Source organism: Baekduia alba, assembly GCF_028416635.1.
Lineage (GTDB): Bacteria > Actinomycetota > Thermoleophilia > Solirubrobacterales > Solirubrobacteraceae > Baekduia > Baekduia alba.
On sequence record NZ_CP114013.1, the window covers coordinates 197,734 to 218,665 of the forward strand.

Below are 20,932 nucleotides of genomic sequence, written 5' to 3' on the forward strand. Positions count from 1 at the left end.
TGAGCTAGTACTACAACTGCCGTGCCGCCGGATGGGCGGCGTCGAAGAGAGGGTGAGCGTTCAGGTGGATCGCATCCGCGCCAGGTGGCAACGTCTCGACGACCGCTTCGCGGGCGTCAACGGCGACGAGCACCTCAAGGTGCTCTACGACGACGGCAGCTGGCTGGAGGGGCCGGCGTACTCCGCGGCCTGGCGCACGCTGTTGTTCAGCGACATCCCCAACGACCAAGTGCTCGCGTGGGACGAGGCATCGGGTGCGGTCGGGGTCTGGCGCAGCCCCGGCGGGTACGCCAACGGGCGCACGATCGACCGGGCCGGGCGGATGCTCCAATGCGAGCAGGGGACGCGATCCGTGACGCGCACGGAGCCCGACGCATCGATCACGGTGCTCGCGGACCGCTGGCGCGGGGCTCGTCTGAACAGCCCGAACGACCTCGTGGAGCGCAGCGACGGGAGCGTGTGGTTCACCGACCCCAGCTACGGCATCGACAGCGACTACGAGGGCTTCCGGACCGAGCCGGAGATCGACGGGTGCCACGTCTACCGGCGCGACCCGGACGGGACGGTCACGGCCGTGGCCACCGACTTCGTCAGACCGAACGGCCTTGCCTTCAGCACGGACGAGCGGCAGCTGTACGTCGTCGACACGCGACAGCGGCACATCCGGGTCTTCGACGTCCTCGACGACCTCAGCCTCGCCGGCGGCGCGGTGTTCGGCACCTGCGATGCCGGGAGCTTCGACGGCGTGCGCCTCGACGATGCCGGCCGGGTCTGGGTGGCCGCGCACGACGGCCTCCACTGCTTCGGCCCCGACGGCGTGCTCCTGGGCAAGCTGCTGGTGCCCGAGGTGTGCTCGAACCTGACGTTCGGTGGTCCGAAGCGCAACGTCCTCTTCGTCACCGCCTCGCAGCTGTTGCTCTCGATCCGGCTCAACGTCGCCGGCGCCGTGTACCCGTGAGCGACGCGAGCCGTCGGTCGGTCCCGTACGACGACTCCCGTGGTGTGCTGGCTGGTTAGCCAGCCAAACCGAGTCAAAAATGGAGCGGCCACCGCCGGTACGCCCCTGGGGGCGTGCCGGCGGTGGCGACTCATGTTCGGACGCCACCCGACGCGCGAGCCCCGAGGGGCGCCGGTCAATCAGGCGCGGCGGTGCCGTCGTGCGGCCGACACCTTCGCCCGCGTGGTCACTGCGCGGGGGACTGGAGCTGGGGGCGGAAGGTCGGCGCCCTTCGGGCTGCGGTCACCTGCTCGAACGCACGCGCCATCATGAGCAGCTCCTGCTCCGTCGACGGCCCGCCGAAGAACGTCAGACCCACGGGAAGGACCCCGAAGGCGAGGCCGGCCGGGACGCTGATCGCCGGATAGCCCGCGATCGCCGACGGCCTGGCCGATTGGATTCCCGCGCGGTCCAGCGGCGGCAGCGAGGGGGTGTTGGTCGGTGCGACGATCGCGTCGAGGTGGTGGCGCCGCAACGCCTCGTCGACCACCATTCGGGCCATGTCCGTCACGGCGCGACGCTGATCCCGCCACGCAGCGTCCGTCGGGTCGCCCTGCATGTCTTGTGCAGCATGGAACACGTCCTGTCCGAACAGCGGCATCTCGCGTTCCGCGTGCTCGTCGTTGAAGGCGATCAGGGCCTCGAGATCCGCGGGGCACGGGCCAGTCCTGCTCCCCAGGTAGCGATTGATCGCGGCCTTGAGCTCGACCAGGCCCACCGCCCTGCTCAGCTCCACCGCCGCGTCGACGTTGAGATCGATGCCGCGGATGATGGTGGCGCCGTTCGCCTCCAGGGTGGCGACCGCCTCCTCCAGGAGCTGATCGCGCGCAGCGACCATGGCCTCGGGCAGCGAGCCGCCTCCGCCGCGAGGCAACCACACACCGATCCGCTTGGCGTGCAGCGAGCCGGGCCCGGAGACGAGCCCCCGAGGGTGGCTCACCATCGAGGCGTCCACCGGGGCGCCACGCCCGCTCTGGATCACCGACAGGACGATCGCTGCATCCGTGACCGTTCGCGCGATCGGGCCCGCCGTGTCCTGGGCAGGGCACACCGGCACGATCCCGCGGCGGCTCACGAGCCCGACCGTGGGTTGGATGGCCACGACGCCGTTCGCACCCGCCGGGTTCATGAGCGAACCGTCCGTCTTGGCCCCGATCGCGACGGTGGTCAGGTGGGCGGACACGGCGACGGCCGCGCCACCGCTCGAACCCCACGGATCGCGGTCGAGGACGTACGGGTTGCGGATCTGCCCGCCCACGGCGCTCCAGCCGCTCACCACGTCGACGGAGCGGTAGCCGGCCCACTCGTCCAGATTGGCCTTGCCGAGGATCACCGCGCCGGCGTTGCGCAGGCGGATCACCACCTCCGCATCGTCGGCGGGATCGGCGTGCAGCAGCGCGTAGGAGCCGACGGTCGTGGGCATGCCGGCGGTCGCGATGTTGTCTTTGAGCAACACCGGGATCCCGTCGAGCGGGCTCAGGCGCCGGCCGGACCGGCGCCGCTCGTCGCTGTGCCTGGCGTCGAGCAGAGCACTCGGGTTCACGAACAGAACGGCGTTGAGGTCAGGGTTGAGTCGCTCGATCCGCTGGAGGTAGAACCTCGTCAGCGTCTCCGACGTGAGGGCCCCCGTCGTGAACGCCTGCTGCAGATCGAGGATGGTCGCCCCCTCGAGACCGACATCTCCCACGGTCAGGTTCGATGTGGCAAATGACATGCGTCCTCCTTGGACTTGGCCACGGCCCCTCATGGGCGCGTGTGCGATGACTCCGTCTGGCCTCGACGACAGACGCTCGACGGCTCTCCTCGCTTCGTTGGTCCGGCCACGGGGTCCGTCGAACCGGCTCAGCACCTGGTGCCGCGCACGAGGGATCGGACGACATCGTCGTCGTCGCGATTCAGAGGTTCGGTGCGCGTCGGTCCGCTAGGGATGCATCGCTGTCAGCGACGAGGGACCGGTCAAACGGGGAAGAGGGTGCTGCGAGGAGAGAGGCACCGACTCTATCTCGGCACCGAGGTCTGCGTCTGCTCGTCCCGTCTCCGCCGACGAAGGTCGAGCGCCAGCAGGCAGGTGCGAGCTCGGGCCCTTCGCGATCGACGTCCGCGTGCCGAACCCCGCCCGCGCGCGTCGCCCTGCTGCGAGAACGCTCGACGCCAAGACCCGCGGCGACATCCGCTGGATCCGCAGCTACGTCCTGGACGAGGCTGACGGCGTCGTCGGGACGGTCTGCGTCTACGAGGCCGCCGCCAGCCCCGAGGCCATCCGCGAGCACGCCGAACCAGCGCTGCTTGAGCGTGGGGTCGGCGAACGCCTGGAACGTCTGCTCGGGGGTCTGGCGGAAGCGCCGCTCGAGGGTGAAGTCGTGCTGGCGGATGCTCATGTGCTGCTGTCTCCTTGGTCGTTGGGGAAGGCGTCGTCGAGGACGTCGCCCAGGCGGTCGAGCCGGTGCTCCCACACGCTGCGGTGCTCGGCGATCCAGTCCTCGACCGTGCGCATCGGGCCAGGCTCGAGCCGGCAGGTGCGGACGCGTCCGACCTTCTCGGAGCGCACGAGCCCGCTGCGCTGCAGCACGTCGAGGTGCTGAAGCACCGAGGGCATCGACATGACCAGCGGCTCGGCGAGCTCACTCACCGAGGCGGGGCCGCGGGTGAGCCGCGCGACCATCGCGCGGCGGCTGCTGTCGGCGAGCGCGTGGAACGTGCGGTCGAGCTGTTGGGCCTCTGCGGTCGGCACGGCGGTCACCGTGGCACGTCACTTAGGCAATCGACTAAGTGTTGGCGGACGTCGTTCGTCCGCTCGCGTCGTCGCTCGACGGCGGGAGCCACAACGGTGGAGCGCGTTGCATGCCAGGCGTGTCGCAGCCGGTAGATTCACCCGCGTGGACGAGCTGCCGCGCGTGGTCAAGGAGTTCTCGGACGGGCACTTCTACTCGGCGATCCCCGATCTCGGCGACGTCCGGCGGCGCGAGGCGACGATCTTCGCCAAGCCCGATCGGCTGCCGGGCATCGACCTCGGCGACGAGCGCCAGCTCGCGCTTCTGCCCGGCTTGGCCCGCGAGACGCAGCACGCTCCGTTCGCCGACCAGCCGCACGGCCAGGTTCGTTACGCCTATAACAACGACTTCTTCGGGGCCGGAGACGCGCTGGCGTGGTTCGGTGTCCTGCGGCTGCGACGTCCGTCGCGGGTGATCGAGGTTGGATCAGGGTGGTCCTCGGCCGTGCTGCTCGACGCGATCGACGCGACCGACGGCTGGGAGCCCGAGGTCACGTTCGTCGAGCCCTACCCCGACCGGCTGCAGCAGCTGGTGCGCGAGGAGGACGACGCGGTCCTTTACCCGATGGGCGTGCAGGACGTCCCGCTCGAGCTCTTCGCGACACTGCAGCCCGGCGATGCGCTCTTCATCGACTCCACGCACGCGGCGAAGATCGGCAGCGACGTCAACCTCCTGCTGCTCGAGATCCTGCCTCAGCTCGCGGCCGGTGTCCTCGTGCACATCCACGACATCTTCTACCCGTTCGAGTACCCCAGCGGCTGGGTCTACGGCGGCCGCGCGTGGACCGAGGCATACGTGTTGCGGGCGTTGTTGATCGGCAACGCGTCCCTGCGCATCGTCTGGTGGAACAACTACATGGCGACCTTCCACCGCGACGCGGTCACGGCCGCGATCCCGCGCTGGGGCACGAACACCGGCGGCTCGATCTACCTCGAGACGCTCTAGCGCCGTCGCGGTGTGCGAGAGCCGGCTCGGTGGCCGGTTGCGTGACGCGGAAGGCCGCGAGGTGCACCGATCGCACGGCTCACGTCCGGTTACGTCGAAACCCGATCCCGTTGATCCTCACCCACGGCTGGCCCACCGGCTGAGCGACTCACCCGCCGGCCTGCTCGCCTGGCTGCTGGAGCGCTGGAACGCCTGGAGCGACAACGGCGGCGACGTCGAGTCCGTCTTCACCAAGGACGACATGCTCACCCACGCCAAGATCTACTGGGCGAGCAACGCGATCGCCCCGTCGATGCGCTACTACGCCAACGCCAACCGCTACACCTCCTGCGTCACCTACGAGAACCCGCCCGGCATCCACACCGCCGACGAGCGCATCCAGGCGTTCAAGACCGGCCCGCAGATCCCCGACGAGTGGACCGACGACCTTCGCCGCACTCTCCGTGGACGCCGCCCCGCGTCGTCAGATGACACACCGCCGGACGGGAACGACCGTGCCGTCCGGGAGCGGTCACCTCGGAGCGGTCGAGTTCATACGAACTGCGCCGCCGCGTGGCCCGACGCCCAGGCCCATTGGAAGTTGAAGCCGCCCAGGTGGCCGGTGACGTCGAGCACCTCGCCGATGAAGTACAGGCCCGGGCTCTTAAGCGATTCCATGGTCTTGGATGACACGTCGCGGGTCTGGACGCCGCCCAGGGTGACCTCGGCGGTGCGGTAGCCCTCGGTGCCGGCCGGTACCACCGGCCAGGCGCCGAGCTTGTCGGCGATGTCGCGCAGCTCGGCCGGCGTGTGCTGCTTCATCGGCTTGGACGCGAACCAGCTATCGGCCAGAAGGGTTGCCATCTTCTTGGTGAACACCTCGCCCAACACGGTCTTCAGCTCGCTGTTGGGGCGCGCGGACTGCTGGCCGTGCAGCCACTGGAGGGCGTCGTGGTCGGGCAGCAGGTTGATCTCGATGGCGTCGCCGGGGTGCCAGAACGAGGAGATCTGCAGGATCGCCGGGCCGCTGAGGCCGCGGTGGGTGAACAGGAGGTTCTCGCGGAAGCTCTGGTCGTTGCAGCGGACCAGGCAGGCCACCGACGTGCCCGACAGCTCGGTGCACAGCTCCTTGAGCTGGTCGGTGGTGGTGAACGGCACCAGGCCGGCGCGGGTGGTCAGCACGTCGTGGCCGAACTGGCGAGCGATCTCGTAGCCGAAGCCGGTGGCGCCCAGCGTCGGAATCGACAGGCCGCCGGTGGCGACCACCAGCGACGGAGCGGCGACGGGTCCCAGGTCGGTGCTCAACCGGTATCCGGCCTCGGCCTTCTCGATCTGCTGCACCGAGGTGTTCAGGTGCAGGTCAACGCCGGCCTGCCGGCACTCGTCCAGGAGCATGTTGAGGATGTCCTTGGACTTGTTGTCGCAGAACAGCTGGCCCAGCTTCTTCTCGTGGTAGGGCACGCCGTGCTGGCTGACCAAGGCGATGAAGTCCCACGGGGTGTAGCGGGCCAGGGCCGACTTGCAGAAGTGCGGGTTCTGTGAGGAGAAGTTGGCCGGGTCGGTGTACGTGTTGGTGAAGTTGCAGCGGCCACCGCCGGACATGAGGATCTTCTTGCCCGCCTTGTTGGCGTGCTCGAGCAGCAGCACCCGGCGCCCGCGTTCGGCGGCGGTCAGGGCACACATCAAGCCGGCGGCACCTGCGCCGATGATCACAACGTCGGTAGAGCGCACAGCACATCCTCGAGCACAGAGAACTTCGGGGTAGATCTCGGGTCCCACACGGTAAGGCTGCGGTGCCGCCACGACATGCGCACGCGCTGGAGGCGCAGTCCTCGACCCCCGAGCCGTCACGAGACCTACCGCCCTAGGGCGCACTCCAGGTTCGACCGGTGGGGGCCGTCGAGCCACTCCGCATGCGGCCCCAGGCGCGCGTCGACCGGTTCCCGGCCTCGCCGCAGCGCGTCGATGTACGCGTGATCGGCGGCGAGGCGGGCCGCCACCTCGGGACCCTCGGCCACGGCGCCGTGGCCGGGGACCACGACGTCGACGTGCCTGGCGGCCTCGTCCAGCCGGTCGAGCGCCGTCTCGTAGGCGCTCAACTGGTCGTCCTGGCGAGGGTCGAAGAGGGGGATCAGGACGTCGGAGAGCATGTCACCGGCGAGCAGCACCCCACGGTCGGTGAGGAGGATCGCGGCGTGGCCGATGGCGTGGGCCTGGTGCTCGATGATCTCGCCCGGCACGGGTCCGCCGTCGGCGGGGAGCGGGGTGACGAGCGCGACCAGCTCGAGGGGGACGCCCGACGCGCTCTCGGCCGCCATCGCCTGTGCCCGCTGTCGGGCTTGGCCGGCAAGGTGGGCGTTGGCGGGGAGGGCGTAGCGCGGCACGTCGCCGAACCGGGGGTGCCAGAGCAGGTGGTCCCAGTGGGGATGGGTGGAGAACCCGGCGACCACCGGGATGCCGAGCCCGGCCACGTCATCGGCGAGTTGGTCCAGCTCGGCGCCGGTGATGCCGGGATCGATCAGGATCAACCCATCCTCTCCGCGCACCGCGATGGAGTTGGTCCAGACCCACTCGCTCTGCCGGACCCAGACGCCGTCGGCCACCTCCGTCAGCATGGGCGCACATCTTCCTCGGCGCTCGCGGTCTGCCAGAGCACCATCGCCTCGTCTGGCGTCGCGCACCCGGACCTGCCCTCCTCGACCTCGACGTCCCCGTCAAGCGCGGCGATCACCGCGTATGTCAGCTTGGCCATCGGGCTCCCATCGGTCGTTGTTCACGGGTGCAGTCAGGCCCGCACGTGCTGAGACGGCGATCACCGGCCAAAGTCATCGGTCACGGCTCGGGAGCTGGCGCGACGACGCGAGCCGGCGGGCCGCCCGGAGCTGCTCCTCGGTGTCTCCGGACGGGCGCCCCGAAGATCCTCCCGCTCGGTGCTCGCGGAAGGTCCAGGTGGTTCGCGGGACCTGGGCGTCATCGCTGCGAGCGCGTGCCCTTCGTTGGACCCGACGACGGAGGGTCGCCGGCTTCGTTGAATCACTACCTTGCCGATAGGGATACCGGTGGTCTGTTCAGGAGCCGAGATGTGCTGTAAATTTCCCGGCACTTCCTGCTTTTCCGCCTCTCGCGCCCGTACCACGGTCACACCGTGAACAACTGACAGACCTGGAGCATTCGCAGCGCTCCCCTGCAGCCGACAGGTTGCCAGCGCTGCGCAGGGCCATCGGCAGAAGCCGAAGCGTCGTCTGGACAAGGCCGTCCGGACTTCTCCTACACGATCCTCGGAACCCCGGGGGTCGCTTTCGCATGCACCTGAAGGGATCAGCCCGTGCGAAAAGGCAAGCTCGACGACGGCCGCGACCGTCGTCTCACCGGAATGCGCGCCACGCTGGTGTGCGTCCTGATCGGCGTCTTGTGCGCCCTCGTCCTCGTCGGCCCGCAGGCAACCCTCTGGGGCCAGGTTCCGCTGCGGCGCTTCTACGACGACCCGCTGGCGATCGGCACCTACGGCCTCTGGGCCAACGCCGTGGCCCTCGTGGCCGTCAGCGTCGGGTTCCCGCTCATGCTCAACGGCCGGCGGTCGTCCGTCGGCTTCCTCATCAGCGCCGCCGGGCTGGTGGTGATGGCCTTCGGTCCGTCGCCGCTGGTCGCGAAGGGGGCGCTCGTCGTCGCCGGCGCCGGCGCGGTCGCGATCGGGTTCATCCGGGGAGAGGCCGCGCGTCACGTCGACATCGACCCCGGCACGACCCAGAACATCATCGGCGGGACGTACACGGTCGCCATGCCGCTGCTCAACGCCGGCTTCGCCTGGGCGGCCGGCGGCCTGGGTCTGGCCAGCTATCTGGTCGCGGCCGGGCTGCTCGCCGCGGCCTTCGCGATCACCCTGCGCCAGTTCCGCGACTCGCCGGTGCCGGCGACCAGCTCGGTCGGCCGACGCGTGCGTGAGCGCTGGACCCGGCGGAGCATCTGGGGGTTCGTCCTCGTCCTGTTCGCGGCGTCCGGGTTCGGCGCCGTGTTCGTCTCGCTCCCGCGGGTCCTGGACACCCACGGGTATCGAGGCAGCGGCTGGCTGCTGGCGTTCTCGGCGGCCCAGCTCGTGGCGGGACTCCTGGTCCTCGTCGTCTGGGCGCCCCTCTCGGCGCGCCTCGCCGACCGTGGGCTGCGGGTCATGGTGCCCGTCATGGCGGTGGGGGCCAGCGTGTTGGCGGGGGCCGCGACCGGCAAGTTCCCCGCCTACGTCACCGTGGAGTGGCTCGGCCTGCTCGTGTTCCACATCGGCTGGCTGGGCACCGCCAACGCGCTCCAGGCGACCGTGGGGCGTGGCCCGAAGGCAGCGGTGATCGTCGCGGCGATCCCGTTCGGGATGTTCATCGGCGGTGGGCTCGCCGACGCGGCGATCTCCGCCGCGATGGTCTGGATGTCACCGGGGACGGTGGCGCTCGGGTTCGCCCTGGTGTCCCTGCTGGGCGCGCTCGCGTACGCCCCCGTGCTCCTCGGCCGTGACGGCCAGGGCGCGGAGAGCTACCGCGGCCTGGTCGCCGACGGGCGCCGGCGCTGAGCGCTGAGCGTCGCCCGAAGCCCCGGCCGGAGTCGGTCTGGGCTTCTCACGTGGGTATCGACCGATACCCACGTCCCGCCTACCCCTGGGTCCACCAGGGATGGAGGAGAAGTGATGAAGGACAACAACGCCGGCACGACGCCGGCGTCGTTCAGGGTGATCGTCCCGACACGGGGCGAGGACGTCGTGCGGCTCGACGGGACCCGCCTCACGGTGGACGAGGTCGTCATGGTCGCTCGGCACGGGGCTCAGGTCGTGTACTCGCCGGAGGCCATCGACCGCGCGCACGAGAAGGAGCGGCTCCTGCTGGCGGCCGTCGGGCAGGGCCGGCCTGTCTACTGGGTGACGCGCGGGACCGGCAAGGACCGCAAGATCACGACCTACTCCGGCGACCCGTTCAGCGAGGAGGGGCGGCGCGAGCTCGAGGACATCCAGCTGCGCACCTTCCGCGGCGAGTCGCCAAGCCTCGCGGTGCGCGCACGTGGGCCGGAGATCGGCGACGAGGAGACCGTTCGCGCCGTCCTCGTCGTGGCGGCCAACACCCTGGTGCGCCGGGGCGCGTCGGCGCCGTTGCTGGATGCCGTGGTGGCCCTGCTCAACCACCGGGTCGCTCCGGTGCTCCTGGGCCGCGGATCGCCCGGGCAGGGTGACCTGCCGCAGATGTCGATGGTCGCCCAGACCCTGGTCGGCGAGGGCACGGCGTATCACCAGGGGCGACGCATGCCCGCGCGCGAGGCGCTGCGGGAGGCCGGTCTCCCGGAGCTCGTCCCGTTCGGGATCGACAGCGGAGCGCTGATCGCGAGCAACGCGTTCAGCGATGGCCAGGCGGCGCTGCTGGTGGCCGACGCCGAGACGATGTTGAACTGGGCCGACCTCGTGCACGTGCTCAGCAAGCTCGCCCTGAACGACTCCGTCACGCCCCTGCTGCCGCAGCTCCAGAGCGAGGAGCGAGACAAACACCAGGCCTGGCTCGCCCGGCGCGTCGCCGCGCTCACGCGGGGAAGCCACCTGTGGGAGTACGACGCGGAGCGCACGCTGCAGGGACCGCTGAGCTTCCGGGACTACTTCGTGCTGGGAGGGGTCGCCTGGAAGGCGTGGGATCGACTGCGTCAGGAGGTGGAGCGGTGCATCAACACGCCAGGGCAGAACCCGGCGCTCCTACCGAACCTCCGACCCCAGGACTCGTGGGCGCTCGACACCGGCTGGCTGCGGCAGTTCCTCGTCCAAGACGACGAGGTGTCCGGGTACGTCGTGGCCAGCGCCGGCTTTGAGCGGAGGGGGCTCGACCAGGAGGTCGGGGCGTTCGCGAACGCGCTCGCGTGGGTGTGCGCAGGGGCGGTGCAGCGGCCGTTGCGCCTACAGGACCCGTTCGTCAACGCGCTGGCCAACCCGGAGACGGTGCCGCATGGCTCGCTGGCGTCGCGGGCGCAGGAGGGCGACTACGCCGCCGCCGACCTGTACGCCAGCCTGTTGGCCGACCTGGCGCCGCTGCCGCCGATGACGATCCCGCTCATCCGCGGGATCGAGGACCTGTCGCCGCACACCCACGCCATGGTCCGGCGGGTGCGCAACGCGGTGGACACCGCCCGTGACCTCGTCGCTGAGGAGGCGGGCGCCGCGCTCGCGTGGCTGGAGGTGCGGCGCGGGCATCGGCCGGACATGAAGCTGGGTCCGGTCGCGAGCGCGCTGCTCGACGCCTGCGCAGAGGATGTGGTCCTCGACGGCTCCTACCCCGACCGGCCGGCGCCGGCGGTGAGCTTCCGCGCCTGGATGGCGACGGTCGACCCGCGCGCCTTCATGGGCCCGGACGTCCAGGCCCGTCCGGACCTGCTCGGCTGATCGGTCCACCGAAGCACCGCCGGCGACTCTCCACGGGTCGCCGGCGGCGCTCCGCGGTCCGAAGCCCACCGCTAAAAATTTTGCCCGTCGACACGAACATATGTTCGCGTGGCGGCTCTCGCCCTACGCCGCGGCGCTCGGCCGCCGCTGCGTGGCGGCGCTGCCGCCCATGACGAGCGTGAGGATCTCGGCGCGCGTCTGGAGGTAGCCGTCGACCTCCTTGGTCTCGATCTGGTCGCGCGGGCGGGGCAGCGGCACGGTCACCTCGCGCGCGACGCTGGCGGGCGAGCGCGTCAGCACGACGACCCGGTCCGACATGTAGACGGCCTCGTCGATGTCGTGGGTCACGAGCACGACCGTCATCGAGAAGCGGGCCCAGACCTCGAGCGTCAGGTCCTCCAGCTCGGCGCGCGTCTGCGCGTCGACCGACGCGAAGGGCTCGTCGAGCAGGAGCAGGCGCGGCCGCATCGCCAGCGCGCGGGCGATGGCCACCCGCTGCTGCATCCCGCCCGACAGCTGCCATGGGTGGCGCGCGCCGAGGTCGGGTAGGCCGACCGCGGCGAGCGAGTCGTCGGTGATCCGCTCGATCTCGGCGCGGTCCATGCCGCTGTCGCGCAGGGGCAGCGCGACGTTGGCGCGCGCCGTGAGCCAGGGGAACAGCGAGCGGGCGTAGTCCTGGAAGACGACCGCCAGGCCGCTCGGCGGGCCCACGACCGCGGCGTCTTCGAAGTGGACCGTCCCGGAGCTGGCGGGCAGGAGGCCGGCGACGATCTGCAGCAGCGTGGACTTCCCGCAGCCCGACGGGCCGACGACCGAGACGAACTCACCCGGCTGGGCGCTGAAGCCCACGTCGGCGACCGCCACGTGCTCGCCGCTGCGGGAGCGATAGGTCTTGCCGACGTGGTCGATGTGCAGCATGTCCTTGTCCTTGTCCTTCTCCGTCGGTTCAGCGGTCGATGGCGCGCGCGCCGCGATGCCAATGCAGCACCCGGCGCTCGATCCGAACGTAGATGATGTTGATGACGAGGCCCAGCAGCGCGAGCAGGACGATGCCGGCCCACATGTCGAGCACGAGGAACGAGCGCTGCGCCTGGACGATCACGAAGCCGATGCCGTCGGTCGCGGCGTAGAGCTCGGAGATGATCATCAGGATCAACCCGGTCGCGAGGCTGACCCGCACGCCCGCCATGATCTGCGGCGAGGCGGCCGGGAGCAGCACGCTCGTGACGAAGCGCCTGCGCGAGAGGTGCAGCGCGCGGCTGGTCTGCTCGACCAGCGGGTCGACGCGCCGCGCGCCGTCGATGGTGTTGAGCAGGATCGGCCAGACGGTGCCGAACGCGATCAGGAAGATGCTCATCCCGCTGCCGATGCCGATCAGCACGATCGCGAACGGCAGCAGCGCCGGCGGCGGCACCGCGATGCCGAAGCGCACGAGCGGGTCGAAGAACGCGGCCGCGCGCTCGGAGCGGCCGAGCACGAGCCCGAGCCCGATGCCGACGAGCGCCGCGGTCGACCAGCCGGCGGCCAGCCGGGCCAGGCTCGGAAGCGCCTCGTCGACGAACTGCTCCGAGACGAACAGCCGCTGGGGGTCGCCGGACAGCCACAGCTCGGAGAACCGCTTGAGCACGTCGGCGACCGGCGGCACGTAGAACGAGGCGGCCGCGCTGGCGGCCACCTGCCAGATGGCCAGCAGCGCGACGACCAGCCAGACACGCTGCAGGCCGGCGCCGGCGCGGGCGGTCAGCTCACGCATCGCGGTGCTCCGGGGTCCAGCGCAGCAGGCGCCGCTCGGTCGCCGACAGGCCGGTGTTCAGCAGGAGGCCGAGGATCCCGGTCGCCGCGATCCCCGCGTAGACGAACTCGCGCCGGCCCGCCTGCTGGTAGCCGCGGATGAGCTCGCCCAGCCCGGAGTTGGCGGCCAGGATCTCCGCGGTGAGCACCACGATCAGCGCGACGGCCGCGGCGACGCGCAGCCCGGTCGCGATGCTCGGGCTCGCGGCGCGCAGCGTCACGCTGCGCAGGATCCGCAGGCGGCTCCACCGGAAGCTGCGGGCCGTGTCGAGCATCAGGCGGTCGGTCTCGGCGACGCCGTACATGGTGTTGACGAGGATCGGCCACACGCTCGCGTACGCCGCGAGCAGCACCTTCATCTCGAGCCCGAGCCCGTACAGCAGGATCGCGACCGGCAGCAGGGCCACCGAGGGGATCGGTCGCAGCAGCTCGATCGTGCCCTCGGTCGCACGCCGCGCGCGCGCCGACGAGCCGATGGCGATGCCGGCGGGAACGGACACGGCGGCGGCGGCGCCCACGGCCAGCGCCCAGGCCACGAGCGTGGCCGCGAGCGCCGACCAGAAGTCCGACCGGGCGGCCAGGTCCGCGAGGGCCTTCGCCAGCACGGTCGGCGGCGGCAGCGCCTCGTCGGAGATCGCGCCGAGGCGGATGAGGAGCTCGAGTGCGGCGATGGTCGTGATCACGCCGGCCGCGCCGAGCAGGGCGCGCTCGGCGCGCGTGGGTGGGGTCCGCTCCCGCACCGTGGGTCTACGGCTGGAGCAGGTCGTCGAGGTTCGGCGCGTCGCCCTTGAAGGCGTGCTCCTGCTCCATCACGCGCTCCATCGCCTCGAGCAGCGGCCGGGAGGTCGCGGTCGTGTACACCGGAAGCGTGACCGTCTCGGCCGCCGCCGCGGGGAGCTTGGTGTGCGCGGCCAGCGCAGCGGCGAGCTGCTTGCGTCCGTCCGGCTTGCCGATCGCCGCGATCGCGTCGTCGAGCGCCGCCCGGAACTGCTGGAGGACGTCGGCGTTCTTGGCGGCGAACTGGCGCGTGGAGGCGAACGAGGCGACGCCGGTCTCCCCGTGGGGGCCCATCCGGTACGGGAAGCCGATCGCGTGGGCGCCCTTGGCGACGAGGCCGCTGGCGAACGGCTCGGGGATCAGCGTCGCCTGCACCTTGTCGCTGAGCAGCGCGGCCGGCTGGTCGGGGAAGTCCAGCTCGACGTACTTGACCGAGTCCGGGTCGACGCCGTGGTCGCGCAGCCACGCGCGCGTGTACAGCCAGTTGATGTTGTTGAGGGCGTTGACCGCGATCGTCTTGCCCTTGAGGTCGCTGGCCGCTCGGATGCCCTTGGCGACGATCAGCGAGGCCATGTCGCCCTTGCCCTTGGGCTGGTTGAGGTTCGCGCCCGAGGCGATTGTGATCGGCATGTGCTGCGACGCCGACAGGAGCACCGACACGTTGTTGGTGTACGTGAGGTCGACCGACCCGCCGGCCATCGCGGCGATGCCCGCGGCGCCGCCCGCGACGCTCGTGTCCTCGACCTTCAGGCCGTGCTTGGTGAACAGGCCGTTCTGCAGCGCGTAGAAGTACGCGCCGAGGTCGGCGATCGGCAGCGACGCCACGCGCAGCGTCTTCAGGCCGGTGTCCTTGTCGGCCGCGGCGACGCGGCCGCCGTCGCTGCTGCCGCAGCCGGCGGCGACGACGACCGCGAGCACCGCGGTCATGGCGGCCAGCAGCCGCAGGATGGGTCGTGCGCGGGTCATTCGGTGCCTCGTTGGTCGGGGAGGAGGAGGTGGGTCAGAAGCAGGTTGAGGGTGTGGGCGGCGGTCGCGATGTCGCGGGGCTCGGCGCCCTCGTGCGGCGTGTGGCTCTCGCCGCCGTGCAGCGGCACGAACAGCATCCCGACGGGGACGTGCGCCGCCAGGTGCTGGGCGTCGTGCCCGGCGCCGGAGTACGTGGTGCGCGCCTCGACGCCCAGCTCGGCCGCCACCGACAGCGCCAGCCGGACGAGCTCGGGGTCGAGGCCCACCGGGTCGCCGATCCGCAGCGGCCGCCGCTCCACGGCGACGCCGCGGCGCAGGCGGACGCTGTCGATGACGGCGTCGAGCATGTGCTCGACGCGCGCGATCGACGCGGGGTCGACGCCCCGCACCTCGAGCGCCAGCACGGCGCGCCTGGGGATGGCGCTGACAGCGCCGGGGTCGATGGAGATCTCGCCGACGGTGGCGACGGTCGCCGGGTCGGCCTCGGCGATCGCCGCGGTCTCGAGCGCCACGATCAGCTCGGCCGCCGCCGTCAGCGCGTCGTGGCGCTCGTGCATCGGCACCTCGCCGGCGTGCCCGGAGCGGCCCTCGACGATCAGCTCGTGCCGGTGCGGCACGGCCACGCGCTCGACGACGCCCAGCGCGGCGCCGCGGCGCGCGAGCTCCTGCCGCTGCTCGACGTGCACCTCGACGTGCGCGCGGATGCGCTCGAGCGGGACGCGGTCCACGCGCGGCAGGTCGGCGAGCGCGTCCAGGAACCCGGCGAGCGCGGAGCGCGCGGTCGTCCCGCTCGCGTCCCGGAGCCCGTCGAGCGCCGTGTCGTCCACCGCACCGGTGAGCAGCCGCGAGCCGAGGGTGCCGGCCCCGAAGCGCGGCGCCTCCTCGGCCGCGCACACCAGGACGGCGGGCGCGGCGCCGCGCCGATCGCCGGCCTCGCGCAGCGCCTCGGCCGCCTCGAGGGCGAGGACGGTGCCGAGCGCGCCGTCGAAGCGGCCGCCGTCGGGCACGGTGTCCACGTGCGAGCCGGAGGACACGAGCGGCCCGACCCAGTCGGGCGGCGTCGCCCAGAGGTTGCCGTGCGGGTCGAGGGCGGGCGCCAACCCCGCCTCGCGCGCCCAGCCGGCGACGAGCCGCATCGCCGTCGCCTCAGCCGGCGAGTACGCGGGGCGGTCGGCGCCCCCGCGCGGCCCCGGCGCGATCGACCACAGCTGGTCGAGGCGGGCCAGGACCCGCACGAGGTCCGGGCGCGCGGCCGTGAGCTCAGCTGACGGCATAAGAGAGCAGCGGGCGACCGAGCATCTCTTCGACCTCGGGGTACACGGACGGGTCGAGCACGCTGTCGCCGATCGGGATGCGCTCGTGCGGCACGTGCAGCACCGCCACCTCGTCGCCGTCGCGGATGTCGGCGATCGAGATCGGCCGGCCGGTCGCGAGCGAGAGCGTGGTCAGGACGTCGGGGAACGTGGCGAGGCGCTGGCCGCCGGCGTCCACCGAGAGGTACTCGTTGACGAGGCCGACGTCCAGGTCACCGACCTGCAGCGAGCCGATGTCGAAGCCGCCCTCGGTGCGGACGATCCGATCGCGCACGGGCCCGCGCCCAAGCACGGTGCCGCCGAGCTGCGTGCAGATCGCCTCGATGACGGCCTCGCCGCCCGTGCTCTCGGCGGCGAGCATCGCCTCGCCGAGGTCGAGCGCGAACGAGATCGCGCCGACCGCGGCGTGCTCGCGGACGTAGGACGCCCGGACCGGGTTGCGGGCGGCGGCGATGAACCCTCCCGACTGGACGGCCGCGGTGCGCAGGGTGTTCGCGCACGAGGCGACGGTGCCGCGCACCGTGCACTCGAGGTAGCGGTTCTGCGCGCGGTTGCCGCCGGCGCACGCCTGGATCGCCTCGTAGTCGGACTCCGAGGTCAGGCCGATGGACCCCATCTTGCCGGTCGGGTGCGCGCGGCCGTCGCCGGCCGCATCGAGGACCAGCGTGCCGAGGACGGCCGACTGCATCCACCCGTTGAGCGTGGTGCTCGACCCGTTCTGGGCGGTGATCGTCCCGACGATCGGCTCGTCGAGCTGCGCCGCCACGAGCTGGAGCGCGCGGACGTAGTCGCGCGGCTGCATCTCCCAGTCGGCCGCTGCCGGCGCGCCGATCGCGGTGACCATGACGATCAGCGCGTCCGGGTCGATCTCGTCGAGCGTCGCCAGCTTCGGCGTGCCGAACGACACCGCGGTCCGGCCCACCAGGTACCCGTGCGGGACCCAGCCGCCGCCACCGCAGGCCAGCACCGAGCCGCCTGCCACCGCGGCCTCGACCGCCTGTCCGTCGAGCTCCCTCATCCTGCCTGCCTTTCGTCGTGGTGCAATCCCAGCCCGGTGCGGCGCGCCTCGTCGATCGCGTCTTCGTAGCCCGCGTCGGCGTGTCGCAGCACGCCGAGGCCGGTGTCGGCCGACAGCGTGCGCTCGAGGCGCTCGTCCGCGGCGTCGCTGCCGTCGGCGACGACCGTGACGCCCGCGCTCAAGGAGTAGCCCGCGTAGCCGCCGCCGCCCGCGTGCACGGCGACGAGGTCGGCCATCGAGGCGGTCAGCAGCATCGCGTTCAGCAGCGGCCAGTCGGCCACCGCGTCGGACCCGTCGCGCATCGCCTCGGTGATGATGTAGGGGTGCGTCATCGCCCCGGGATCCATGTGGTCGCGGGTGAACGCGACGGGCGCCGAGACGCGGCCGTCGCGGACCGCGGCGTTGGCGGCGACGGCGAAGCGCGCGCGCTCCCCGTTGCCCAGCCAGGCGATCCGCGCGGGCAGCCCCTGGTTGGGGATGTGGCGGCGCGCGAGGTCGATCCACGTCGTGACGCGCGGCTCGTCGGCGAACAGCTCGACGCAGAGGTCGTCGAGCACGGCCTGGTCGGCCTCGTCGCCCGACAGGCAGATCCAGCGGAACGGCCCGATGCCGCGGCAGAAGAGGGGCCGCAGGTAGCGCGTGGTGAAGACGTCGATCGTCAACGCCTCGGGCAGGCCCGCCTCGGCGGCCTGCGGGCGGATGTTGTTGCCGTAGTCGAAGACGACGGCGCCGCGCTCGCGCAGCTCGAGCATCGCCTGGATATGGCGGCGGACGCCCTGGCGCCCGCGCTCCATGAGCTGCGCCGGGTCGGACTCGCGCAGGCGTTCCGCCTCGGCGAGATCGGTGCCGACCGGCACGTAGCCGTAGCGCAGGTCATGGGCGGCCGTGAGGTCGGTCACCACGTCGGGCGTCAGGCCGGCGGTGACCAGCGCTTCGAGCACGTCGACCGTGTTGGCGTGCACACCGATGGAGATCGCCCGCCTTTCGGCGGCGGCGGCACGACCCCACGCGATCGCCTCGCCCACGTCGGCGGTCGTGCGCTCGAGGTAGCCGTCGGCGCGCCGGCGCTCCAGCTTCTCGCCGTCCACCTCGGCGCAGACGAGCACCCCGCCGAGCATCTGCGCGACAGCCAGCGGTTGCGCCGCGCTCATCCCGCCGAGCCCGGCGGAGACGACCAGGCGGCCGGCAAGCGTGCCGTCGAAGTGCTCGCGCGCCACCGCGGCAAAGGTCTCATAGGTGCCCTGGATGACGCCCTGGGAGCCGATGTACTGCCAGGCGCCGGCGGTCAGTCCTCCCCACGCGATGAGCCCCTGCTCCTCGTGGGCGTAGAAGCTCTCGGGGGTAGCCCAGCGACCGACGAGGTTGCCGCTGGCCATCACCACGGCGGGTGCGCGCTCGTGGGTCGGGAAGACGGCGATCGGCTTGCCCGACTGCACGACGAGCGTCTCCGCGTCGCCGAGTCGCTTGAGCGCGTCGATGATGCGCGCGAGGCTCTCGTGGTCGCGTGCGACCTTCGCGTGGGCGGCGTAGACGACCAGGTCGTCCGGGCGCTCGGCGACTTCGAGGTTGTTCTCGAGCAGCCGGAGCAGCGCCTCCTGGCGCCAGCCGCGGCAGCGCAGGCGGTCGCCGCGCCCGGCGCGGATCTCGCTGGCGACGATCTCAGACATGGGCGACCTCCCGCGTCGCGATCCCGTTGGCTCCGACGAAGCGACCGCCACCCGCGGCGCCGACGACGGCGCCGTCGGCGTAGACCTGGCGGCCGCGGAGCAGGACGAGCCTCACGCGCCCGTGTAACTCACGGCCCTCGTATGGGCTCCAGCCGCAGGCGGTGGTCAGGCGCGCCGGATCGATCGTCCAGCGCTCGTCGGGATCGAGCACGACGAGGTCGGCGTCGGCTCCCGGGAGCAGGCTCCCCTTGCGGGGCCAAAGCCCGAAGCGCCGCGCCGGTGCCTCGCACAGCGCGTGGACGAGCAGCGCCGGCGGGAGCCCGCGGGCGACGATCGCATCGTGCATCAGCGGCAGCATCAGCTCGAGGCCGGGCGCGCCGGCGGCGACGGCGAAGATGTCGTCGCCGCGCTTGCGCTCGACCGGCCAGCCGACGTGGTCGGAGGCGACCAGGTCGCAGGTGCCCGCCGCGAGCGCCTGCCACAGCGCTCCGACCTCGGAGGGCGCACGCAGCGGCGGGTTGATCTTCGCGGTGGCGCCCTGACGGGTCAGCTCGTACTCGTCCAGAAGCAGGTAGTGCGGGCAGGTCTCGGCGGTCACGTCGACGCGGGCGGCGCGGGCGCGGTCGGCGAGCTCGATGCCCCGGCCGAGGGTGACGTGGCAGAGGTGCAGCCGGACGCCGGTCGCGCGCGCCAGCTCGAGGCAGCGCCCAATGGCCTCGATCTCGGCCAGCGGCGGCCGCGAGCGGGCGTGCGCCGGGCCGTCGTGGTGGCCGGCCGCGCGTTCGGCCGCGATCCCGGCCCGGACGATCTCGTCGTTCTCGCAGTGCACGCCCACGAGGCCGTCCGTCTTCGCGATCGCCGCGAACGCGGCCAGCAGCTGCGCATCGTCGATGCGCGGGAAGCGGCGCGGATCGGTGTCGAAGGTCGACAGCTTGAAGGCGGCGGCGCCCGCGCGCCGGAGCGCGTCGACCTCGGTGATCGGGCCGCTGGGCGGGACGGTCGCCCACAGCGCCGCGTCGACGACCGCCTCGCGCTCGACGTCGGCCGCCTTCGCCTCGAACGCGTCGAGCCCGGCGATCATGCCGTCGGCGTCGTAGGGCATGTCGACGATCGTGGTGACGCCGCCCGCGGCGGCCGCGCGGGTCGCCCGCTCGATGCCCTCCGTGGCGGCGCTGCGGGTGTGGACGTGGACGTCGACGACCCCGGGCAGGACGAGCGCGTCGCCGGCGTCGATGACGACCTCGGCGTCTAGCTCGGCGTCGCCGAGGGTGACCGCGGCCACGCTGCCGTCGATGACCGCCACCGAGCCCGAGGTCAGGGGCTGGCCGGGGAGGAGCAGCCGCCCGCGCACGACGAGATCGAAGGCCGACGCGCTTCCGGCGGCGCCGTTTTCTGCGGAACCGTTCATCTCATTCGACGATAGCGACCACGCCTCACAACGCAAAAAACGCCATGATAATCTCATTCAGTGATGGTTAATGCCCATACGGATCGGCCCGAGCCGGGGTCGAGTCAAGCGCTCGACCGGTTCGCGGCGTTGATGAGCGCGCTGGCCGACAGCGCTGGGCCACTGGCCGCGCCGGCGCTCGCGGAGCGCGTCGGACTGCCCGCCAGCTCCACCTACCGGCTCGTGCAGGCGCTCGAGCATCAGGGGCTCGTCGAGCGGCGCCAGCGCGGCGAGCTCTCGCTCGGCCTGCGCATCCTGGAGTACGCGCGCAACATCGAAGAGCGGGTCGAGCGCACGCTGCTCGAGCCCGCGCGGCCGGTGATGCTGCGCCTCGCGGAGGAGCATCGCGAGACCGTGCTGCTCACCGCACGCGCGGCGAACTGCTCGATCGGTCTCGGCTCGGTCGAGAGCCCGCGTCCGGTCCGCCTGTCCTACGAGCGCTGGCGCATGACGCCGATGCATCTCGGCGCGTCCGGCAAGATCCTGCTCGCCCATCTCGATCCGGTCGCGGCGGAGCGGGTGATCAGCGCGATCGCCGGCCCGGACCCCACGGTCGACCCGCGCCGGCTGCGGCGCGAGCTCGCCGCGATCCGCCACCGCGGATACGTGATCACGCACAGCGAGCTCGATGAGGGCGCCGGCGCCGTGGCCGCCCCGATCCTCGACCGTCGCGGCCGTCTCATCGCCGGCCTGACGATCGCCGGCCCCAGCGCCCGCATCCACGAGGCGGACACGGTCCTCACCGAAGGCGTCGTCGCCGGCGCCCTCAGCATCGGGGCGGCGCTGCAGCGGCGCAGGGGGTGAGCGCGAGTCTCTCGCCGATCCGAGTGATCACGATCTCGCATTGCGCGGACTGGTGAGCCGAGT

At 72.0% G+C, this 20,932-nt stretch carries 19 protein-coding genes and 1 pseudogene; 6 read left to right on the forward strand and 14 right to left on the reverse strand.

Features of this window, described 5'->3' with window-relative positions; all coding sequences use genetic code 11:
- The first annotated feature begins 31 nt into the window (after positions 1 to 31).
- A complete protein-coding gene (locus DSM104299_RS00935; protein ID WP_432419794.1) occupies positions 32 to 958 on the forward strand; it encodes an SMP-30/gluconolactonase/LRE family protein in 927 nt (308 codons plus the stop codon).
- A 226-nt stretch (positions 959 to 1,184) separates the two neighbouring features.
- Here the strand turns inward: DSM104299_RS00935 and DSM104299_RS00940 are convergent, their stop codons facing one another.
- The 3 genes from DSM104299_RS00940 to DSM104299_RS00950 all read right to left on the reverse strand — a co-directional run bounded on the left by DSM104299_RS00940 (position 1,185) and on the right by DSM104299_RS00950 (position 3,728).
- Entirely contained in the window at positions 1,185 to 2,711 is a 1,527-nt protein-coding gene (locus DSM104299_RS00940) for an amidase family protein (protein ID WP_272475407.1), read from the reverse strand.
- Positions 2,712 to 2,892: 181 nt separating this feature from the next.
- Positions 2,893 to 3,375 carry a hypothetical protein gene (locus DSM104299_RS00945; protein ID WP_272475408.1) on the reverse strand — a complete coding sequence of 161 codons (483 nt, stop codon included), beginning with the start codon at positions 3,373 to 3,375 and terminating at the stop codon, positions 2,893 to 2,895.
- A complete protein-coding gene (locus DSM104299_RS00950) occupies positions 3,372 to 3,728 on the reverse strand; it encodes an ArsR/SmtB family transcription factor (RefSeq protein WP_272475409.1) in 357 nt (118 codons plus the stop codon). Before DSM104299_RS00950 ends, DSM104299_RS00945 begins: the two co-directional genes overlap by 4 nt.
- A gap of 145 nt (positions 3,729 to 3,873) precedes the next feature.
- Here DSM104299_RS00950 and DSM104299_RS00955 point away from each other — a divergent pair, with 145 nt between their 5' ends.
- Entirely contained in the window at positions 3,874 to 4,713 is an 840-nt protein-coding gene (locus DSM104299_RS00955; RefSeq protein WP_272475410.1) for a class I SAM-dependent methyltransferase, read from the forward strand.
- 127 nt (positions 4,714 to 4,840) lie between these two features.
- Positions 4,841 to 5,170: pseudogene (locus tag DSM104299_RS29310) on the forward strand (epoxide hydrolase); the annotation flags it as partial.
- Positions 5,171 to 5,244: 74 nt separating this feature from the next.
- Here the strand turns inward: DSM104299_RS29310 and DSM104299_RS00960 are convergent.
- The 3 genes from DSM104299_RS00960 to DSM104299_RS00970 form a co-directional block, all read right to left on the reverse strand.
- On the reverse strand, positions 5,245 to 6,423 hold the full coding sequence (locus tag DSM104299_RS00960) for a BaiN/RdsA family NAD(P)/FAD-dependent oxidoreductase (RefSeq protein ID WP_349294482.1): 1,179 nt from the start codon (positions 6,421 to 6,423) through the stop codon (positions 5,245 to 5,247).
- A gap of 125 nt (positions 6,424 to 6,548) precedes the next feature.
- On the reverse strand, positions 6,549 to 7,307 hold the full coding sequence (locus tag DSM104299_RS00965) for an MBL fold metallo-hydrolase (RefSeq protein WP_432419757.1): 759 nt from the start codon (positions 7,305 to 7,307) through the stop codon (positions 6,549 to 6,551).
- A complete protein-coding gene (locus tag DSM104299_RS00970; protein WP_272475412.1) occupies positions 7,301 to 7,444 on the reverse strand; it encodes a hypothetical protein in 144 nt (47 codons plus the stop codon). The genes DSM104299_RS00965 and DSM104299_RS00970 overlap by 7 nt, the downstream gene beginning before the upstream one ends.
- Before the next feature lie 621 nt (positions 7,445 to 8,065).
- On the opposite strand from DSM104299_RS00970, the gene DSM104299_RS00975 reads away from it, so the two are divergent.
- The gene (locus DSM104299_RS00975) at positions 8,066 to 9,247 is read left to right on the forward strand and encodes a hypothetical protein (RefSeq protein WP_272475413.1); all 1,182 of its coding nucleotides are present in this window, start codon (positions 8,066 to 8,068) and stop codon (positions 9,245 to 9,247) included.
- Between the two features lie 114 nt (positions 9,248 to 9,361).
- On the forward strand, positions 9,362 to 11,086 hold the full coding sequence (locus DSM104299_RS00980) for an aromatic amino acid lyase (RefSeq protein WP_272475414.1): 1,725 nt from the start codon (positions 9,362 to 9,364) through the stop codon (positions 11,084 to 11,086).
- Positions 11,087 to 11,209: 123 nt separating this feature from the next.
- Here DSM104299_RS00980 and DSM104299_RS00985 read toward each other — a convergent pair whose 3' ends face one another.
- From DSM104299_RS00985 to DSM104299_RS01020, 8 genes are read right to left on the reverse strand one after another with little or no spacing between them, the layout of a single operon-like run.
- Entirely contained in the window at positions 11,210 to 12,004 is a 795-nt protein-coding gene (locus DSM104299_RS00985; protein WP_272475415.1) for an ABC transporter ATP-binding protein, read from the reverse strand.
- Positions 12,005 to 12,032: 28 nt separating this feature from the next.
- Positions 12,033 to 12,839, reverse strand: coding sequence for an ABC transporter permease (locus DSM104299_RS00990; RefSeq protein WP_272475416.1), 807 nt, complete (start codon positions 12,837 to 12,839; stop codon positions 12,033 to 12,035).
- Entirely contained in the window at positions 12,832 to 13,617 is a 786-nt protein-coding gene (locus DSM104299_RS00995) for an ABC transporter permease (protein ID WP_272475417.1), read from the reverse strand. Before DSM104299_RS00995 ends, DSM104299_RS00990 begins: the two co-directional genes overlap by 8 nt.
- A gap of 7 nt (positions 13,618 to 13,624) precedes the next feature.
- A complete protein-coding gene (locus DSM104299_RS01000) occupies positions 13,625 to 14,620 on the reverse strand; it encodes an ABC transporter substrate-binding protein (RefSeq protein ID WP_272475418.1) in 996 nt (331 codons plus the stop codon).
- Complete coding sequence (locus DSM104299_RS01005) at positions 14,617 to 15,894, reverse strand: Zn-dependent hydrolase (RefSeq protein ID WP_272475419.1); 1,278 nt, start codon at positions 15,892 to 15,894, stop codon at positions 14,617 to 14,619. Before DSM104299_RS01005 ends, DSM104299_RS01000 begins: the two co-directional genes overlap by 4 nt.
- Positions 15,881 to 16,951, reverse strand: coding sequence for a thiohydantoin desulfurase (gene ertC / locus DSM104299_RS01010; protein ID WP_272475420.1), 1,071 nt, complete (start codon positions 16,949 to 16,951; stop codon positions 15,881 to 15,883). The genes DSM104299_RS01005 and ertC overlap by 14 nt, the downstream gene beginning before the upstream one ends.
- Positions 16,948 to 18,618 (reverse strand): urocanate hydratase, encoded by a 1,671-nt coding sequence (gene hutU / locus DSM104299_RS01015; protein WP_272475421.1) that lies wholly within the window; start codon positions 18,616 to 18,618, stop codon positions 16,948 to 16,950. Before hutU ends, ertC begins: the two co-directional genes overlap by 4 nt.
- Positions 18,611 to 20,026 (reverse strand): dihydroorotase, encoded by a 1,416-nt coding sequence (locus DSM104299_RS01020; RefSeq protein ID WP_272475422.1) that lies wholly within the window; start codon positions 20,024 to 20,026, stop codon positions 18,611 to 18,613. The genes hutU and DSM104299_RS01020 overlap by 8 nt, the downstream gene beginning before the upstream one ends.
- A 63-nt stretch (positions 20,027 to 20,089) precedes the next feature.
- Here DSM104299_RS01020 and DSM104299_RS01025 point away from each other — a divergent pair, with 63 nt between their 5' ends.
- Entirely contained in the window at positions 20,090 to 20,869 is a 780-nt protein-coding gene (locus tag DSM104299_RS01025) for an IclR family transcriptional regulator (RefSeq protein ID WP_272475423.1), read from the forward strand.
- The last annotated feature ends 63 nt before the right edge of the window (positions 20,870 to 20,932 follow it).

What these genes read in the sequence shown, in the direction of transcription:
- DSM104299_RS01025 (WP_272475423.1), top strand. Translation starts at nt 20,090, where the DNA reads ATGGTTAATGCCCATACGGATCGGCCCGAGCCGGGGTCGAGTCAAGCG.
- DSM104299_RS00965 (WP_432419757.1), bottom strand. Translation starts at nt 7,307, where the DNA reads ATGCTGACGGAGGTGGCCGACGGCGTCTGGGTCCGGCAGAGCGAGTGG.
- DSM104299_RS00985 (WP_272475415.1), bottom strand. Translation starts at nt 12,004, where the DNA reads ATGCTGCACATCGACCACGTCGGCAAGACCTATCGCTCCCGCAGCGGC.
- DSM104299_RS01000 (WP_272475418.1), bottom strand. Translation starts at nt 14,620, where the DNA reads ATGACCCGCGCACGACCCATCCTGCGGCTGCTGGCCGCCATGACCGCG.
- DSM104299_RS01005 (WP_272475419.1), bottom strand. Translation starts at nt 15,894, where the DNA reads ATGCCGTCAGCTGAGCTCACGGCCGCGCGCCCGGACCTCGTGCGGGTC.
- DSM104299_RS00970 (WP_272475412.1), bottom strand. Translation starts at nt 7,444, where the DNA reads ATGGCCAAGCTGACATACGCGGTGATCGCCGCGCTTGACGGGGACGTC.
- DSM104299_RS00945 (WP_272475408.1), bottom strand. Translation starts at nt 3,375, where the DNA reads ATGAGCATCCGCCAGCACGACTTCACCCTCGAGCGGCGCTTCCGCCAG.
- DSM104299_RS00980 (WP_272475414.1), top strand. Translation starts at nt 9,362, where the DNA reads ATGAAGGACAACAACGCCGGCACGACGCCGGCGTCGTTCAGGGTGATC.
- hutU (WP_272475421.1), bottom strand. Translation starts at nt 18,618, where the DNA reads ATGTCTGAGATCGTCGCCAGCGAGATCCGCGCCGGGCGCGGCGACCGC.
- ertC (WP_272475420.1), bottom strand. Translation starts at nt 16,951, where the DNA reads ATGAGGGAGCTCGACGGACAGGCGGTCGAGGCCGCGGTGGCAGGCGGC.
- DSM104299_RS00935 (WP_432419794.1), top strand. Translation starts at nt 32, where the DNA reads ATGGGCGGCGTCGAAGAGAGGGTGAGCGTTCAGGTGGATCGCATCCGC.
- DSM104299_RS00940 (WP_272475407.1), bottom strand. Translation starts at nt 2,711, where the DNA reads ATGTCATTTGCCACATCGAACCTGACCGTGGGAGATGTCGGTCTCGAG.
- DSM104299_RS01020 (WP_272475422.1), bottom strand. Translation starts at nt 20,026, where the DNA reads ATGAACGGTTCCGCAGAAAACGGCGCCGCCGGAAGCGCGTCGGCCTTC.
- DSM104299_RS00975 (WP_272475413.1), top strand. Translation starts at nt 8,066, where the DNA reads ATGCGCGCCACGCTGGTGTGCGTCCTGATCGGCGTCTTGTGCGCCCTC.
- DSM104299_RS00990 (WP_272475416.1), bottom strand. Translation starts at nt 12,839, where the DNA reads ATGCGTGAGCTGACCGCCCGCGCCGGCGCCGGCCTGCAGCGTGTCTGG.